Below are 14,061 nucleotides of genomic sequence, written 5' to 3'. Positions count from 1 at the left end.
GTGGACCGGCTGTATGTGCAGACGAAGAACGGAAAGCTCTCTTGGGAGCAACCTTCGGATCGAGATAGTTTTCAAACTCGCATGGGAGACTTTGTTGTTGGCCTTTCCGGGTGGCTTCCACGTGGGCATGGAATAGGGAGCTTAGCTTTTGGTTCAGGCAAGGCTACTCTCACAATCCGCAAGTTAAATGGGCAAATCATTGCAGAGGTCAGTGCTGGCAGCGAATTACACGGAGCCGTCAGAGACTTAGTGCAAGGTGCGGCTGTAGATGGTAAGGCCGAGAAAAAACTACTAGAACTGTACGCATTTCTATCTGATCGGGATAGTGATCTCGACGAATTAATTAAACTGATTGGATAATTACCAACTCCCGAAATCGCCCGGAGGCTGGCTTGTCCGCCCACTCGCGCGCACTGGTCGCCGCCAGCCTAGCTTGTGCCGCTTCACCAACCGCAAAGTCGGCCAATCGCCATTGGGGGCGCTTTCGGCCAAGCGGAAGCCTTGGCGGCGATAGGCGCGGGCGACGGCTTGTTGCTGGCGGTCCAGCAATCCGGCCAAAATCAACGTGCCGCCCGGTGCTGTTACTTCGGCGAGCGACGGCGCGAGTTCGATCAGCGGCCCGGCCAATATATTGGCGATCACCAGATCATAAGGCGCGCGGCGGCGGATCATTTCATGGTCGGTGCCGGACGCGACGCACAGCGCCACGCCGCCCGGCTGCTGCGTCATCGCAACGCCATTGATGCGCGCATTGTCACTGGTGACGTCGATGCTGACCGGGTCAATATCGGACGCGGTGGCATAGCTATGCGGCCATAAATGGAGCGCGGCAAAGGCCAGCAGGCCGGTGCCGGTGCCGATGTCGGCAATATGGCGGAAGCTTTCGCCGCGCGCCCTCATGCCGTCAAGCATTGCAAGGCAGCCAGCGGTGGTTTCATGCGTGCCCGTGCCGAACGCCAGCCCCGCATCAATGCGGATGGGGTGCGCGCCCGCAGGCACATCGCCCTTATTCTGGCCGGTGTGGACATAGAAGCGCCCCGCATGGACCGGTTCGATGCCGGATTGGCTCAATGTGACCCAATCTTCTTCGGCCATCTGTTCCAGCACCGGTTTTGCGTTGGCGGCGCTTGGAATTTCTTGCTGGATGAGCCCAATCACCAGCCCGTCCGGCTCTGCGTCAAAATAGGCATCCATGCGCCAGATATCGGCGTCCTCATCAACCTCGCTGGTGACGATCACCGGTTCGGGGTCGAGCAAGGATAAAGCGGGCACATCGCCCGAAATATATTCGGCCTCGGCGCGGTTACAGGGGAGGGTGAGTTTCCAGCTCATAGCGGCTTATCGCACATAGCTCGCGCCATTCACATCCAGCACTGCGCCGGTCATGGAGGCGGGGGCATGAAGCGCGCAGAAAGCAACAATTTCCGCGACCTCTTCGGGATCGGCGACGCGGCCCAGCGGAATATCGGCGAGCAATTTGTCGCCGCCGCGGCTTTCCAGATAGTCGTCGGCCATGCCGGTCATGGTGAAACCGGGGCAGATCGCAAAGGCATAGATATTGTCGCGCGCAAAGCCCCGCGCGATGGTCTTGGCCATCGCGACCATGCCCGCTTTGGAGGCGGCATAATGCCAATGTTCCGGACTATCCCCGCGATAGGCGGCGCGGCTCGCCATATTGATGATGCGCCCGCCGTCAAACTCTTGGAAATGGCGCACCGCCTCGCGGCATAAAAGCGCGGCGGCGGTGAGGTTGACGTCCATCGTATAATGCCAGTTTTCCAGCCATTCGACATCGCTCAGTTCGACCGGATTGGCTTCGAACACGCCCGCATTATTGATGAGGATATCAATGCGGCCATCAAGCTGGTCCAGCGCATCGGCCCAGATCAGGCCTGCGGTCGAAGGATTGGACAAATCCCCGCTCGCGCTGGAGGTGGATACCAGCCGCACCCTGTCTTCATTGCCCAGCCGCTCGGCAATCGCCGCGCCAATGCCCCGGCTCGCACCGGTCAGGAGGATGTGAAGAGGTTCGCTCGAAGGGTCGCTGTCCATCCGCTTTCCTTGCCGCGCCATTATGACGTTGGCAAGATGATATGGGGGGTGAGGGGGGTAAGGGGAGGGGCAAGAAGTTTCATCTTACCGTTCGCCCAGAGTAGCAGCGAAGCTGCGTATCGAAGGGCTTGGCTGAAACCGGTCCTTCGATATGGTGCAGCGCTTGGCAGCGCAGCCCCTACTCAGCAGCGAAGCTGCGTATCGAAGGGCTTGGCTGAAACCGGTCCTTCGATACGGTGCAGCGCTTGGCAGCGCAGCCCCTACTCAGGACGAACGGATCTTGTAAAGCTATTCCCGCGCGGCCGCCACACCCACCGGATAGCCGTTCCAATTCTTGATCGTGCGGATGGTGAAGCGGCTGTGCATTGCGGATACGCCGGGGAGGCGGGCGAGGCAGGTGCGGTGGATGCGGTCATAGTCGGCGACGCTGCTCGCCGCGACGCGCAGCAGATAATCGGACTGGCCGGACATTAAATGACATTCCAATATATCGTCAAAATCGCGCACAGCGTCTTCGAATGTGTCGAGTGCGCGCTGGCTTTGCGAGGTTAAGGTAATTTCGACAAATACGTCGAGGCCGAGGCCGAGCGCCTTGCCGTCGAGCAGCGCGCGGTAGCCGGTGATGATGCCCGCTTGTTCGAGCGCCTTGACGCGCCGGTGCGCGGCGGACGGCGACAGGCCGACCGACTCTCCGAGTTCGGCGACCGACATTTGGGCATTGTCTTGCAACAATTTCAGGAGAAGCCGGTCGAATTTGTCCATAAAATTGCTCCGATTGCCATTTTCACGCGATAATATCCCGAAATGCGCGGCGCGCAAGCTTGAAGAAAAGCAAGATTTTCCACATATTCTTTGCTAAAAATAGCGACGACGACGCTACGGAACCGGTAGCGCGACCATAGAAAATGACTGATAAAGCAACCACGCGTCGGGGCTGACGTTATGAGCCTTGTAACGGGCGAATATCCCGTGGCGCCTGAAAAGGATGAGGAGAGCGACAATGTTGATCGGCTGCCCCAAGGAAATTAAAAATCACGAATATCGCGTCGGGCTGACCCCCGAAAGCGCGCATGAGCTTGTATCGCACGGCCATGAAGTGCTGATCGAAACCGGCGCGGGCAACGGCATTGGCGCGACCGATGATTTGTATGAAAAAGCAGGTGCGCAGATTGTCAAAATCGCCAAGGAAATTTTCGAGCGCGCCGACATGATCGTCAAGGTCAAGGAACCGCAAGCGGTCGAACGCGCGATGCTGCGCGAAGGGCAGATCCTCTATACCTATCTCCACCTCGCCCCCGATCCGGAGCAGACCAAGGATCTTATCAAATCGAAAGCGGTGTGCATCGCTTATGAAACCGTGACTGGTCCCGGCGGGCAATTGCCGCTTTTAAAACCGATGAGTCAGGTTGCGGGTCGCATGTCGATACAGGCGGGCGCTACCGCATTGGAAAAGGCCAATGGCGGGCGCGGCGTGCTGCTCGGCGGGGTGCCGGGCGTGCTGCCGGGCAAGGTCGCGATCATCGGCGGCGGTGTGGTCGGGTTTAATGCCGCGCAGATGGCGACCGGATTGGGCGCAGACGTCACCATCCTCGACCGCAGCCCCGAAGTCTTGGAAAAGCTGGGGATGCACTTTGAAGAACGCGCCAAGACGCGCTTTTCCAATAAGGCCAATCTGGCCGAATGTGTGGCGGAAGCCGACCTTGTTATCGGCGCGGTACTGATCCCGGGGGCCGCCGCGCCCAAGCTTGTGACGCGCGATATGCTCAAGACTATGAAGCCGGGCGCAGTGCTGGTCGATGTTGCGATTGACCAAGGCGGCTGTTTTGAAACCAGTCACGCGACCACCCACGCCGATCCGACCTATATCGTCGATGGCATCGTCCATTATTGCGTCGCCAATATGCCGGGCGCGGTCGCGCGCACGTCCACCTATGCGCTCAACAATGTGACCCTGCCGCACGCGCTCAAAATCGCCGATCTCGGCTGGAAAGAGGCGCTGCGCCAAGACCCACACCTCGCCGAAGGGCTGAATGTGTGGGATGGCCATGTGACGTTCAAGGCGGTCGCCGAGGATTTGGGGCTGCCCTACACGCCGGTGGAAGAGGCGTTGAAATAAGGGGGTAAAAATCTCCCCCCCCGCGTGCGGGAGGGGTGGGGGGAGGGCCTGTCCTAAAGCGCGGCGTAAACCAAAGCCCTCCCCGACTACGACTAAGGATTTTCGCTAAAGCTCAAATTCCTAAGTCTTCGTTGCCCCTCCCGCAAGCGGGAGGGGAGAGTTGTCCCCAGTTCATCCTGCCGACAGGGCGGAACCTTTAGGCAGGGACGTAGATTTAAGACTTGAAGCCCGGACGCGGATTGGCCACGTTGGGCTGTTGGGTCGCAATTGTTCGTCGCTCAAGTTTTTCTTTACTCAAATTTTTCGTCCCCAAGGAGAGTTTACATTATGGCGAAGAAGCCAAGTCCTACCCCGCCCGACACGCCCGACAGTAAGGGCGCGGAAAATGAAGTGCTGCGTGAAGTGCGGCGGCAAAACGAGCTGGCTGCGGCAAAGGCGCGCAATGCCAAGCGTTCGCGCGGCGGCGCAGGCGGCGATCAGGGCGACAAAAAAGGGCTGGACTGGAAAGCGGCCGCAGGGCTTGGTATCGGTTCGGCGGCGCTGCTCGCGGCCTTGCTCTACTCCAAGAGCGACAAGAAATAGCAATTTTTCACGTCTGACAGCTTGCATGAAGCGTTTCACGCGCTAAACGGGCCCTGACCGCTATCGGGACAGGGCCTTAAATCACGAGTCCTGCCCGTGCAGACAGGGAACAGGAATCAAACATATGGCCAAGCCCGGCAGCCGTCCGATTTCACCGCATTTGTCCCATTATAAATGGGGCCCCGCGATGGCGTCTTCGATCATGCACCGCATAGCAGGCGATGGTCTTGCGATTGTCGGCACTTTATTGTTGCTGTGGTGGCTGGGCGCGCTCGCGACGGGCGAAGATGCTTATGCGCTGTTTCTGACCTGCATGGGAAGCTGGCCGGGCAAGGTCGTCCTCATCGGCCTCACATGGGCGGTCTTTTCGCACGCGACCACCGGTATCCGCCACTTGGTGCTGGATACGGGCGCGGGCTTCGAGCTTAAAGCCAACCGTATGTGGGCGACGGTCACGCTGATCCTGCCGGTCGTGCTGACCGCAGGCTTTTGGCTCTTCATTTTCAGCAAAGGACTGTAAGCATGGGCACCGGAACCGAACTGGGTCGCGTTCGCGGCCTCGGCAGCGCCAAGGCTGGCGCGCATCACTGGCTGGTCCAGCGCGTTACCGCTTTCGGCAATCTGGCGCTGGTGAGCTGGCTGCTCATTTCGCTGCTGCGTCTGCCGGTCTATGACTATAAAGCCTTGGCCGCATGGCTCGGCTCACCGCTTGTTGCGGTGCCGATGATGCTGATGATCGTGTCGATTTTCTGGCATATGCGTTTGGGGCTGCAAGTCCTCATCGAAGATTATTTCCACGGCGAAGCCTCGAAAATTTTCATGCTGATGCTGCTCAATTTCTACTGCGTCGCCGGAGCGGTCTTTGGCCTGTTTTCGGTCGCTAAACTTGCCTTCACTACAATTGCACCGGCCGTGGGAGTCGCGGGATAATGTCTGAAAATACTACACAGCCCGCCTACAAGATTATTGACCACACCTATGATGTTGTTGTCGTAGGGGCAGGGGGCTCGGGCCTCCGCGCAACGATGGGCGCCGCCGAAAAGGGCCTGCGCACCGCGTGCGTGACCAAGCTGTTCCCGACGCGCAGCCATACGGTTGCCGCGCAAGGCGGCATCGCGGCCAGCCTTGGCAATATGGGGCCGGACCATTGGACCTGGCACATGTATGATACCGTCAAAGGCTCCGACTGGCTCGGTGACCAAGACGCGATCGAATATATGGTGCGCGAAGCCCCGGCGGCGGTTTACGAGTTGGAACATGCGGGTGTGCCCTTCTCGCGCACCAAGGACGGGCTGATTTACCAGCGTCCGTTCGGCGGCATGATGCAGAATATGGGCGAAGGCCCGCCGGCGCAGCGCACCTGCGCCGCTGCCGACCGCACCGGCCACGCGATGCTGCACGCGCTCTATCAGCAGAGCCTCAAATATGACGCGGATTTCTACATCGAATATTTCGCGATCGACCTCATCATGGAAGATGGCCCCGACGGTCCGGAATGTCGCGGTGTTATCGCACTGTGTCTGGAAGATGGCTCGATCCACCGTTTCCGCAGCCATGCGGTCGTGCTGGCGACGGGCGGCTATGGCCGTTGCTATTTCACCGCCACCTCGGCGCATAGCTGCACCGGCGACGGCGGCGGCATGGTGCTGCGTGCGGGCCTTCCGATGCAGGATATGGAATTTGTCCAGTTTCACCCGACCGGCATTTATGGCGCGGGCGTGCTCATCACCGAAGGCGCGCGCGGCGAAGGCGGTTATCTGACCAACTCCGAAGGCGAACGCTTCATGGAGCGTTATGCGCCCTCGGCCAAGGATCTGGCCTCGCGCGACGTTGTGAGCCGTTCAATGGCGATGGAAATGCGCGAAGGGCGCGGTGTCGGGCCGGAGAAGGACCATATCTATCTCCACCTCGACCATATCGACCCCAAAATCCTTGCCGAACGCTTGCCGGGCATTACCGAAAGCGGCAAGATTTTCGCAGGCGTCGATTTGACCCGTCAGCCTTTGCCGGTTACCCCGACCGTCCATTATAATATGGGCGGTATTCCGACCAACTATCATGGCGAAGTCGTGACCTTGGGTAAGGATGGTCCGGACACGGTGGTCCCCGGCCTGTTTGCCGTGGGCGAAGCGGCGTGCGTTTCGGTGCATGGTGCGAACCGTCTGGGGTCGAACAGCCTGATCGATTTGGTGGTGTTCGGCCGCGCGGCGGGGCATCGCCTTGCCGAAACGATCAAGCCGGGCGCGGCGCACCGTCCGCTGCCTGCCAATTCTGCCGACATGGCCTTGGGCCGTCTCGACCATTTCCGCTATGCCAAGGGCGGGTCGCCGACCGCGCAAATCCGCGTCGAAATGCAGAAGAATATGCAGGCGCATTGCGCTGTATTCCGTACCGACGAATTGCTGCGCGAAGGCATGTCCGAACTCAGCAAAACCTATGCGCGCATGAATGACATCGGCATCACCGACCGTTCGCTCATCTGGAACACCGATCTGGTGGAAACGCTGGAGCTGGATAACCTCATCAGCCAGGCGACCGTCACCATCACCGGCGCCCAAAACCGTCAGGAATCGCGCGGCGCCCACGCCCGTGAAGACTTCCCTGACCGGGACGACACCAATTGGATGAAGCACACCGCGGCTTGGTTCGAAGGCTGGGGCGGCAAGGGCGGCAACGTCAAAATCGACTATCGCCCCGTGCATGAATATACGCTCTCGGACGAGATCGAATATATCAAGCCGAAGAAGCGGGTGTATTGATGGGGATAGACAGAAAGCTGCCAATTGCTGGGGCTTTCGGTTTTTTAATCGCGGCCTGTGCAAGCGCGCATGCGGTTGATACACATGTCCAGTCCCTCATAGATAAAACACGCAATACGCGGGCGACCTATGCGCTCTATAGTTGGAATGTCATCACCAAACCGGGTGAAAAAGAGATTCAAGAATGGAGTGCCGAATTTCATCAGGAAACGAAGCATCGGGTTGAAACTCCACGCGATCGTCTAATTGCTGATTGCGCAACGATGGAAGGCACTTATCTTGAGGTCGCAACTAAAGAGATTATTCGCGGACCTCAGGTCGCGCGGGCAGCTTGTGGCATTCAAGCAAACTCAAAAATTGAGTCAGCCCGAATATTGGGTGACCTTCAGACGCGCTTTGGCTTGGCACAGCAGATCGAAATTGTCGATCCCGAGTATATCCGTACCTATGATATTAGCTCGGAGGGCATTTTATTTGGTGCCACAATTTCCGCCAAAGGCGATCATCGAAATGTCCTCGTGAGAGGTCAGGCGGTCGCGGTTGAAAAAACACTGCCAGCGCGGGACATCTTCAGCGAAGAGTCGCTTAATCAAACTTTTGTCCACGAAAAATATAGGACGGAATCATTGTCGCAGTAGCCGATCACTGCACCTCTTGTCCCTTCTTCCCCAACAAAACTTCCCGCTGCCATTTCCCCGGCGCTTTGTCGGTGCGGTGGATGCAGCCTGCCCAGCAGCAGGGGCGTTTTTTGCCTTCGGTTAATTCTTCGATTGTGCGGCGGATGCGGCGGGCGCGGGTGGCGGCTTGTTTGGCGTCATCGACCCAGCAGATAAATTCGTTGCGGCCCAAGGGGGTGAGATTTTGCCATAGGGCGAGGATGGCAGGATCGGCGGTGAGCGCCACGCGCATATCGCTTTGTGCCTGATGCACGGTGCCTTGGGCAAAATCATCGCGCATGGCTATCATCCTTTCAACTATACAGGGTGCGCTTTTGCTGTGCAGGTCCGCCCGGATTATCTCTCCCCTATCCGGTGGACAAGCGGTTCCGGTTGCAGCCCGTCCGGGAAACTATTTTCTTTTGTCCCGCTTGGCCATATCATAATCGGTGGATGAAAATGCTTCGGGCTCTGCACGAGGGGGAGGATTTATGAAAATGCAATGGATATTCAAGGCGTCCGTAGCGGCGTTGCTGGCGGTTACACCCCATATGGCGTTGGCCGAATGGCGTGAGGCCAAAACAAAACATTTCCATGTTTATGCCGATATGTCGGAAAAAGCGCTGGACGAATATATTGATGCGCTGGAACGTTATGATGCAGCGCTGCGCACTTTGGTGCAGCCGCGCGAAACCCTTCCTCTCACTATTTATATCGTTTCGGAGGTCGGGGATGTACAGCGTTTGAGCCGGAGTTCCACGACCGCCGGCTTTTACCGGCCCACTTATACCGGTCCTTATTTTGTCGGTCCCGAAAATTTCCGTGGCGGCGAAACCATGACGGCGCGTAGCATATTTTTCCATGAATATGCCCACCATATCCTATTGAGTAACGCCGACCAATTTTATCCCGGTTGGGCCAATGAAGGGCTCGCCGAATTTTTCATGAGTGCCAAGCTTGGCAATGATGGCAGTGTCACGTTTGGCGCGCCCAATAGCGACCGTAAATATTCGATGACCGGGATGAGCCGCTGGACCGCCAAAGATATGCTGGAAAGCGACCACCGCAAATTGGGACGCTGGGAGGGAATAGAACGTTATACCCGCGGCTGGTTGATGGTCCATTATCTGCTCTTGGGCGGGGAGCGCAACGGGCAGTTGACGCAATATATCAACCGGATCAACGCTGGTGAAGCTCCGCTCAAAGCGGGTGAGGCAGTATTCGGTGACCTCAACAAACTTAACAGCGATCTGGAACGCTATATGCGCCGGTCTTCTATCAAGACGGTCACGCTGCAACCCAAGGATTTTAAGACAGAAGCGGTGATTTCCAATCGTGCGCTCAGTGCCGGTCATGCGGCAATTATGCCTTATCGTATCCAGTCGGCGAGCGGCGTCACCGAACCTGAAGCCAAGATATTGGCGCAGCGGGCCGGGCCTGTCGGAGCTCAATATCCTAATGATGCGTTCGTCCAGCGAGCGATGACCGAAATTTATTTTGATGCGAAAGATTATGCCGCCGCTGAAGCCGCTGCAGATCGCGCTTTGGCGGTCGAGCCGACCAATGTGGACGCGCTGGTCTATAAGGGCAGAATCATTGCGCTCAGGGCTAAAACATCCGGCGCGGAGGCCGAATGGAACAAGGCAAGAAGCCTGTTTTTGAAAGCCAATAAAGCGCAACCGGATAATCCGTTACCGTTCGTCCCCTATTATGACAGTTTCGTCGCGCAAGGAAAAACGCCGCCGGAAGGCGCATTGAACGGATTGTTACGGGCCGTTGTCCTGGTGCCACAGGACGATAGTCTGCGGCTGCGTGCGACGATGGCAATGATCAATGCCAATGACCTCAAAACCGCCCGGCGCCTGCTCGCCGCTGTCGCTTTCTCCGGCCATCGCGGAAATGAAAATCCTGCATTTGACCTTTTGGAAGCGATTGATCGCGGTGACACCAAGGATCAGCTTCTTAAAATCGCGCAGGATAAAAAGTTTAATTTAGTAAATGAATTTATCGACCCGCCTGTCGAAAATGCTGACAAAAAGGACGATAAGCAGAAAGAATAAGTTGCGCGCTTTTTTAACCGGATTTTTTAGGTGAAGATATTTGCCGCAATTTCCAAGCTCTTTTTGCGCGCCGCATGGTCATACATCGAACAAGCGATGATGATTTCATCGGCGCGGGTGCGGGCGAGGAAGCTTTGGACGCGGGCCTTGACGGTTGCCGCGCTGCCGATGGCGCTGGCGGACAGAACATGATCGAGGAGGGCATTGCCTTGGCCGCCCAATGTCGCGCGATAATCGCGGACGGGTGGGGGTAAACGGATGGATTTGCCGGTGCGGATCGCGACGAAGGCTTGCTGCATCGAACTTGCCAAATATTCGGCTTCGTCGTCGCTATCCGCGGCGAAAATATTATAGCCTGCGATTACATAAGGCTCGCGGAGTACCGCACTCGGGCGGAAGTCGCGGCGATAAATCTCCAACGCTTCGTCGAGCATTTGCGGCGCGAAATGGCTGGCGAAGGCATAAGGCAATCCGAGCGCCGCAGCAACCTGCGCACCATAAAGACTGCTCCCCAATATGTAGAGTTGCACATCCGCGCCCGCGCCGGGGGTTGCGCTGATGCCCGTCTGGCCGTCATCGGCAAAATAGCTTTGCAACTCCATCACATCGCGCGGAAATTCATTGGGATCGCTGTTCAATGTGCGGCGGAGCGCGGCGGCAACACGCTGGTCACTCCCCGGCGCGCGGCCTAGCCCCAAATCTATCCGCCCCGGATAGAGCGCGTCGAGTGTGCCGAATTGTTCGGCAATGACCAGCGGCGCATGATTGGGCAGCATGATACCGCCCGCGCCCACGCGCATGGTCGATGTTGCCGCCGCGACATGCTGGATCACCAGCGAGGTTGCCGCGCTCGCAATCCCGGCCATGCCATGATGTTCGGCGGCCCAATAGCGGGTGAAACCCAATTGTTCGGCATGGCGCGCTATATCGGCGGCATTGGCAAGGCTTTGGGCAACCGAACCATTTTCGGTTATCTGGGCGAGGTCGAGTAGCGAATAACGGGTCATCGGGCCGAGATGGGGGCGGGGCGCGTTGGCTGCAAGATGTTATTTCTAAACGCGCACCAGTATAAACCGTTAGTCCTGAGCTTGTCGAAGGACGGCTATCAGCTTGGCGCTGGTCAAAAACCCGCCCTTCGACAAGCTCAGGGCTAACGGTGAAAAGTGGCCCTTACCGCCCCGGTCCTTGCGGTTTGGGCGTAGCGGGGCTGGGCGCATCGGGCGTCGGGAAGGTCACGCGGCCCGCCTGCCAGGCAGGTCGGCCATCAATCCATGTCTCCAGCACCTTGCCGTTCCAGATTTGCTGCGGGGTGGCTTGCATCGGGTCGACGTCGAGGATGACAAAATCCGCGCGCATACCGGGGGCGAGGATGCCGAGGCGGTCCTCCGCGAAGGCGGCGAAAGCGGCGGTGCGGGTGAAGCCGTCCAATGCAATTTCGCGCGTTACTTTTTCCTGCGGCTGCCATCCGCCGGGTGGCTGGCCGCTTGCATCTTCGCGTGAAATAGCGGCGGCAAAGCCTGCGAGCGGATTGGGGCTTTCGACCGGAAAGTCGGAGCCGAAGGCGAGCCGCGCGCCGCTTGCACCAATCGAGCGCCACGCATAAGCGCCCGCCAATCGCGCCGCGCCCAGCCGTGTTTCGGCCATCACGCGGTCGGAGGTTTCATGCACCGGCTGCATCGAGGCAATTGTGCCATGTCTGCCGAACCGCGCAATGTCGGCGGGATCGACAATTTGCGCATGTTCGACGCGCCAGCGCCGGTCGTCGGGATAGGTGCCCGCAACGCTTTCAATTGCTTCCAGCACATCGTCATTGGCCTTGTCGCCAATCGCGTGGATGGCGACCTGGAACTTGTCCATGCTCGCACGCACCAACTTGTTGCGGAGCTGCGAATAAGACAGGAGCGGCAGGCCCGAATTGCCCGGCGCATCGCTATAGGGCGCTTTGAGCCACGCCCCGCGCGAACCCAGCGCGCCGTCGAGATAAAGCTTTACCCCGACCATGCGCAGCTTGTCATTATAAAGCCAAGGCGTCGGGCGCGGGCCGCCGATGACCGCCATATCGTCAATTTCATGCGCGTAGGACAGGATGCGGATACGCAGTAGCCCCAGATCACCCGCGCGGCGATAAGCGTTCCAGTCGGCCACGGTCGTACCCATATCGGTCGCTGTCGTGATCCCGTTTTTAAGCAGGATCATCTGCGCTTCCTGAAGCGCGCGGTCATAATCGCGCGCGGCGGGTTGCGGCACATCTTTGGTGATGAGAGCCATCGCGCCGTCAACAAACACGCCAGCAGGCTTGCCTGCCGCCATGTCGATCTTGCCGCCAGCTGGTTCCTTGGTGGTTGCGGTCACGCCTGCAACCTGCATCGCGCGGCTATTGGCCCAGCCTGCATGGCCATCGACGCGGACCAGCCAAGCCGGACGCCCGCCGGTCACGCGGTCCAATTCGGCGGCGGTCGGGAAGCGGTTCAGGCCCCATTTTTCCTGATTCCAGCCGCGCCCCAAAATCCACGGATTATCCGGATTTTTGGCGGCATAGGCTTGTATGCGTGCCAGCGCATCGTCAAGGCTGGACGCCTCGCTAAGATCAAGCATCATCGCGTTGAAGCCCAAGCCGGTCACATGGCCATGCGCGTCGATAAAGCCAGGCAGCAAGGTGCGGCCCTTGCCGTCATAGGTGAAGGTCAGCGGCTTGGTTGGTTCGCGCTGGTCTTTTTTGCGCTTTTTATTGTTGCGCGTGTCGGTGGCGGGGCGTTCCTTGCCCGCCAATAATTGTTTCACTTTGCCGTCATCGCCGATGAGGATGCCGGTGAAATGGATGGTGCGCCCGTCCTTGTCGAGCGTGATGCCGTTGACATTTTCGATGAGGCCATCGGCATAAGCGGGCGCGCCGGTCATCAGCGCGGCCCCGCCTAACGCAATCGCGATTTTTCTATTCACTTCGGTATTCTCCGCACAAGCGCACTGGTATCCTGACGGCTACCGCCCATTTTCTGAACGTCGGCATAATATTGTTCGACCATCGCGGCGAGTGGCAGGGTTGCGCCGTTGGCGCGCGCTTCGTCAATAGCAAGGCTTAAATCCTTGCGCATCCAATCGACCGCAAAGCCGAAATCAAATTCGTCTCGCGCCATCGTCGCCCAGCGGTTGGTCATTTGCCAACTGGACGCCGCACCGCCCGAGATGGCTTCAAACACCTTATCGGTATCAAGATCGGCCGCTTGAGCGAAGCGCAACGCTTCTGCGAGGCTTTGGATGACGCCCGCAATTGCAATCTGGTTGACCATTTTCGCGGTTTGCCCTGCGCCGGGGCCGCCGATATGGGTGATGCGCGACGAATAAGCTTCCATGATCGGGCGGGCGGCTTCGACCGCTTTGGGCTTGCCGCCGCACATGATCGACAAGGTGCCGTTGACCGCGCCCGCTTCGCCGCCTGTTACCGGCGCATCGACGAACAGCAATCCCAACGAATCGGCCTCGACCGATAATTGCCGGGCTATGCGCGCCGAAACGGTTGCATGGTCGATATAGAGCGCGCCCTTCTTCATCGCCCGGAATGCGCCATCGCGGCCCAGGGTGATGGAGGCGAGATCATCATCATTGCCTGCGCAACTGATGACAACATCAGCGTTGGTCGCCGCGCTTTGCGGACTGTCGGCGACGGTGCCGCCATAAGTAGCGGCCCAGCGTTCGGCCTTTTCGCGGGTGCGGTTATAGACGATGAGCGAATGACCAGCCTTGGCGAGATGCCCGGCAATCGGGCCCCCCATCACGCCGGTACCGATAAATGCGATAATTGCCATGCGCCTTGTCATAGCCAGCATAAGTGCGAAGCG

General features: G+C 58.6%; 15 protein-coding genes. 8 read left to right on the top strand and 7 right to left on the bottom strand.

What is annotated here, in order from left to right; all coding sequences use genetic code 11:
• Positions 1-15 precede the first annotated feature (15 nt).
• Positions 16-360, top strand: coding sequence for a hypothetical protein (locus tag DMP17_RS08140; RefSeq protein ID WP_337828568.1), 345 nt, complete (start codon positions 16-18; stop codon positions 358-360).
• Here DMP17_RS08140 and DMP17_RS08135 read toward each other — a convergent pair whose 3' ends face one another.
• The 3 genes from DMP17_RS08135 to DMP17_RS08125 all read right to left on the bottom strand — a co-directional run bounded on the left by DMP17_RS08135 (position 361) and on the right by DMP17_RS08125 (position 2,814).
• Positions 361-1,332: a 50S ribosomal protein L11 methyltransferase gene (locus tag DMP17_RS08135; protein WP_337828567.1), complete on the bottom strand. Its 972-nt coding sequence runs from the start codon at positions 1,330-1,332 to the stop codon at positions 361-363.
• Positions 1,333-1,338: 6 nt separating this feature from the next.
• Entirely contained in the window at positions 1,339-2,052 is a 714-nt protein-coding gene (locus tag DMP17_RS08130; RefSeq protein ID WP_337828566.1) for an SDR family NAD(P)-dependent oxidoreductase, read from the bottom strand.
• Positions 2,053-2,340: 288 nt separating this feature from the next.
• Positions 2,341-2,814, bottom strand: coding sequence for an Lrp/AsnC family transcriptional regulator (locus DMP17_RS08125; RefSeq protein WP_337828565.1), 474 nt, complete (start codon positions 2,812-2,814; stop codon positions 2,341-2,343).
• Between the two features lie 238 nt (positions 2,815-3,052).
• On the opposite strand from DMP17_RS08125, the gene ald reads away from it, so the two are divergent.
• The 6 genes from ald (at position 3,053) to DMP17_RS08095 (ending at position 8,147) form a co-directional block, all read left to right on the top strand.
• On the top strand, positions 3,053-4,168 hold the full coding sequence (ald, locus tag DMP17_RS08120) for an alanine dehydrogenase (RefSeq protein WP_337828564.1): 1,116 nt from the start codon (positions 3,053-3,055) through the stop codon (positions 4,166-4,168).
• A gap of 327 nt (positions 4,169-4,495) precedes the next feature.
• Positions 4,496-4,750, top strand: coding sequence for a hypothetical protein (locus DMP17_RS08115; protein ID WP_337828563.1), 255 nt, complete (start codon positions 4,496-4,498; stop codon positions 4,748-4,750).
• Between the two features lie 124 nt (positions 4,751-4,874).
• Complete coding sequence (gene sdhC / locus DMP17_RS08110; RefSeq protein WP_337828562.1) at positions 4,875-5,270, top strand: succinate dehydrogenase, cytochrome b556 subunit; 396 nt, start codon at positions 4,875-4,877, stop codon at positions 5,268-5,270.
• A gap of 2 nt (positions 5,271-5,272) precedes the next feature.
• The gene (gene sdhD / locus DMP17_RS08105) at positions 5,273-5,680 is read left to right on the top strand and encodes a succinate dehydrogenase, hydrophobic membrane anchor protein (RefSeq protein WP_337828561.1); all 408 of its coding nucleotides are present in this window, start codon (positions 5,273-5,275) and stop codon (positions 5,678-5,680) included.
• Positions 5,680-7,509, top strand: a complete 1,830-nt coding sequence (gene sdhA, locus DMP17_RS08100) for a succinate dehydrogenase flavoprotein subunit (protein WP_337828560.1) — start codon at positions 5,680-5,682, stop codon at positions 7,507-7,509. Before sdhD ends, sdhA begins: the two co-directional genes overlap by 1 nt.
• Positions 7,509-8,147: a hypothetical protein gene (locus DMP17_RS08095; protein WP_337828559.1), complete on the top strand. Its 639-nt coding sequence runs from the start codon at positions 7,509-7,511 to the stop codon at positions 8,145-8,147. Before sdhA ends, DMP17_RS08095 begins: the two co-directional genes overlap by 1 nt.
• Positions 8,148-8,151: 4 nt before the next feature.
• Here DMP17_RS08095 and DMP17_RS08090 read toward each other — a convergent pair whose 3' ends face one another.
• The gene (locus tag DMP17_RS08090; protein WP_337828558.1) at positions 8,152-8,466 is read right to left on the bottom strand and encodes a YdeI/OmpD-associated family protein; all 315 of its coding nucleotides are present in this window, start codon (positions 8,464-8,466) and stop codon (positions 8,152-8,154) included.
• 190 nt (positions 8,467-8,656) lie between these two features.
• Here DMP17_RS08090 and DMP17_RS08085 point away from each other — a divergent pair, with 190 nt between their 5' ends.
• Positions 8,657-10,225 carry a hypothetical protein gene (locus DMP17_RS08085; protein ID WP_337828557.1) on the top strand — a complete coding sequence of 523 codons (1,569 nt, stop codon included), beginning with the start codon at positions 8,657-8,659 and terminating at the stop codon, positions 10,223-10,225.
• Between the two features lie 26 nt (positions 10,226-10,251).
• On the opposite strand, the gene DMP17_RS08080 is transcribed toward DMP17_RS08085, so the two are convergent.
• The 3 genes from DMP17_RS08080 to DMP17_RS08070 all read right to left on the bottom strand — a co-directional run bounded on the left by DMP17_RS08080 (position 10,252) and on the right by DMP17_RS08070 (position 14,028).
• The gene (locus tag DMP17_RS08080; protein ID WP_337828556.1) at positions 10,252-11,232 is read right to left on the bottom strand and encodes an LLM class flavin-dependent oxidoreductase; all 981 of its coding nucleotides are present in this window, start codon (positions 11,230-11,232) and stop codon (positions 10,252-10,254) included.
• A 163-nt stretch (positions 11,233-11,395) separates the two neighbouring features.
• Positions 11,396-13,165 carry an amidohydrolase gene (locus DMP17_RS08075; RefSeq protein ID WP_337828555.1) on the bottom strand — a complete coding sequence of 590 codons (1,770 nt, stop codon included), beginning with the start codon at positions 13,163-13,165 and terminating at the stop codon, positions 11,396-11,398.
• Positions 13,162-14,028, bottom strand: coding sequence for an NAD(P)-dependent oxidoreductase (locus tag DMP17_RS08070; protein WP_337828554.1), 867 nt, complete (start codon positions 14,026-14,028; stop codon positions 13,162-13,164). The genes DMP17_RS08075 and DMP17_RS08070 overlap by 4 nt, the downstream gene beginning before the upstream one ends.
• Positions 14,029-14,061 lie beyond the last annotated feature (33 nt).

The sequence above is a fragment of the Pseudonocardia sp. TMWB2A genome (genome assembly GCF_017312135.1).
The sequence above is the reverse complement of the archived record's forward strand: the minus strand, read 5'-3'. Positions and strand labels throughout refer to the sequence as shown.

Bases quoted from the DNA above. Each gene is read 5' to 3' on its own strand.
- DMP17_RS08135 (WP_337828567.1), bottom strand. From the start codon at position 1,332: ATGAGCTGGAAACTCACCCTCCCCTGTAACCGCGCCGAGGCCGAATAT.
- DMP17_RS08130 (WP_337828566.1), bottom strand. From the start codon at position 2,052: ATGGACAGCGACCCTTCGAGCGAACCTCTTCACATCCTCCTGACCGGT.
- DMP17_RS08125 (WP_337828565.1), bottom strand. From the start codon at position 2,814: ATGGACAAATTCGACCGGCTTCTCCTGAAATTGTTGCAAGACAATGCC.
- ald (WP_337828564.1), top strand. From the start codon at position 3,053: ATGTTGATCGGCTGCCCCAAGGAAATTAAAAATCACGAATATCGCGTC.
- DMP17_RS08115 (WP_337828563.1), top strand. From the start codon at position 4,496: ATGGCGAAGAAGCCAAGTCCTACCCCGCCCGACACGCCCGACAGTAAG.
- sdhC (WP_337828562.1), top strand. From the start codon at position 4,875: ATGGCCAAGCCCGGCAGCCGTCCGATTTCACCGCATTTGTCCCATTAT.
- sdhD (WP_337828561.1), top strand. From the start codon at position 5,273: ATGGGCACCGGAACCGAACTGGGTCGCGTTCGCGGCCTCGGCAGCGCC.
- sdhA (WP_337828560.1), top strand. From the start codon at position 5,680: ATGTCTGAAAATACTACACAGCCCGCCTACAAGATTATTGACCACACC.
- DMP17_RS08095 (WP_337828559.1), top strand. From the start codon at position 7,509: ATGGGGATAGACAGAAAGCTGCCAATTGCTGGGGCTTTCGGTTTTTTA.
- DMP17_RS08090 (WP_337828558.1), bottom strand. From the start codon at position 8,466: ATGCGCGATGATTTTGCCCAAGGCACCGTGCATCAGGCACAAAGCGAT.
- DMP17_RS08085 (WP_337828557.1), top strand. From the start codon at position 8,657: ATGAAAATGCAATGGATATTCAAGGCGTCCGTAGCGGCGTTGCTGGCG.
- DMP17_RS08080 (WP_337828556.1), bottom strand. From the start codon at position 11,232: ATGACCCGTTATTCGCTACTCGACCTCGCCCAGATAACCGAAAATGGT.
- DMP17_RS08070 (WP_337828554.1), bottom strand. From the start codon at position 14,028: ATGGCAATTATCGCATTTATCGGTACCGGCGTGATGGGGGGCCCGATT.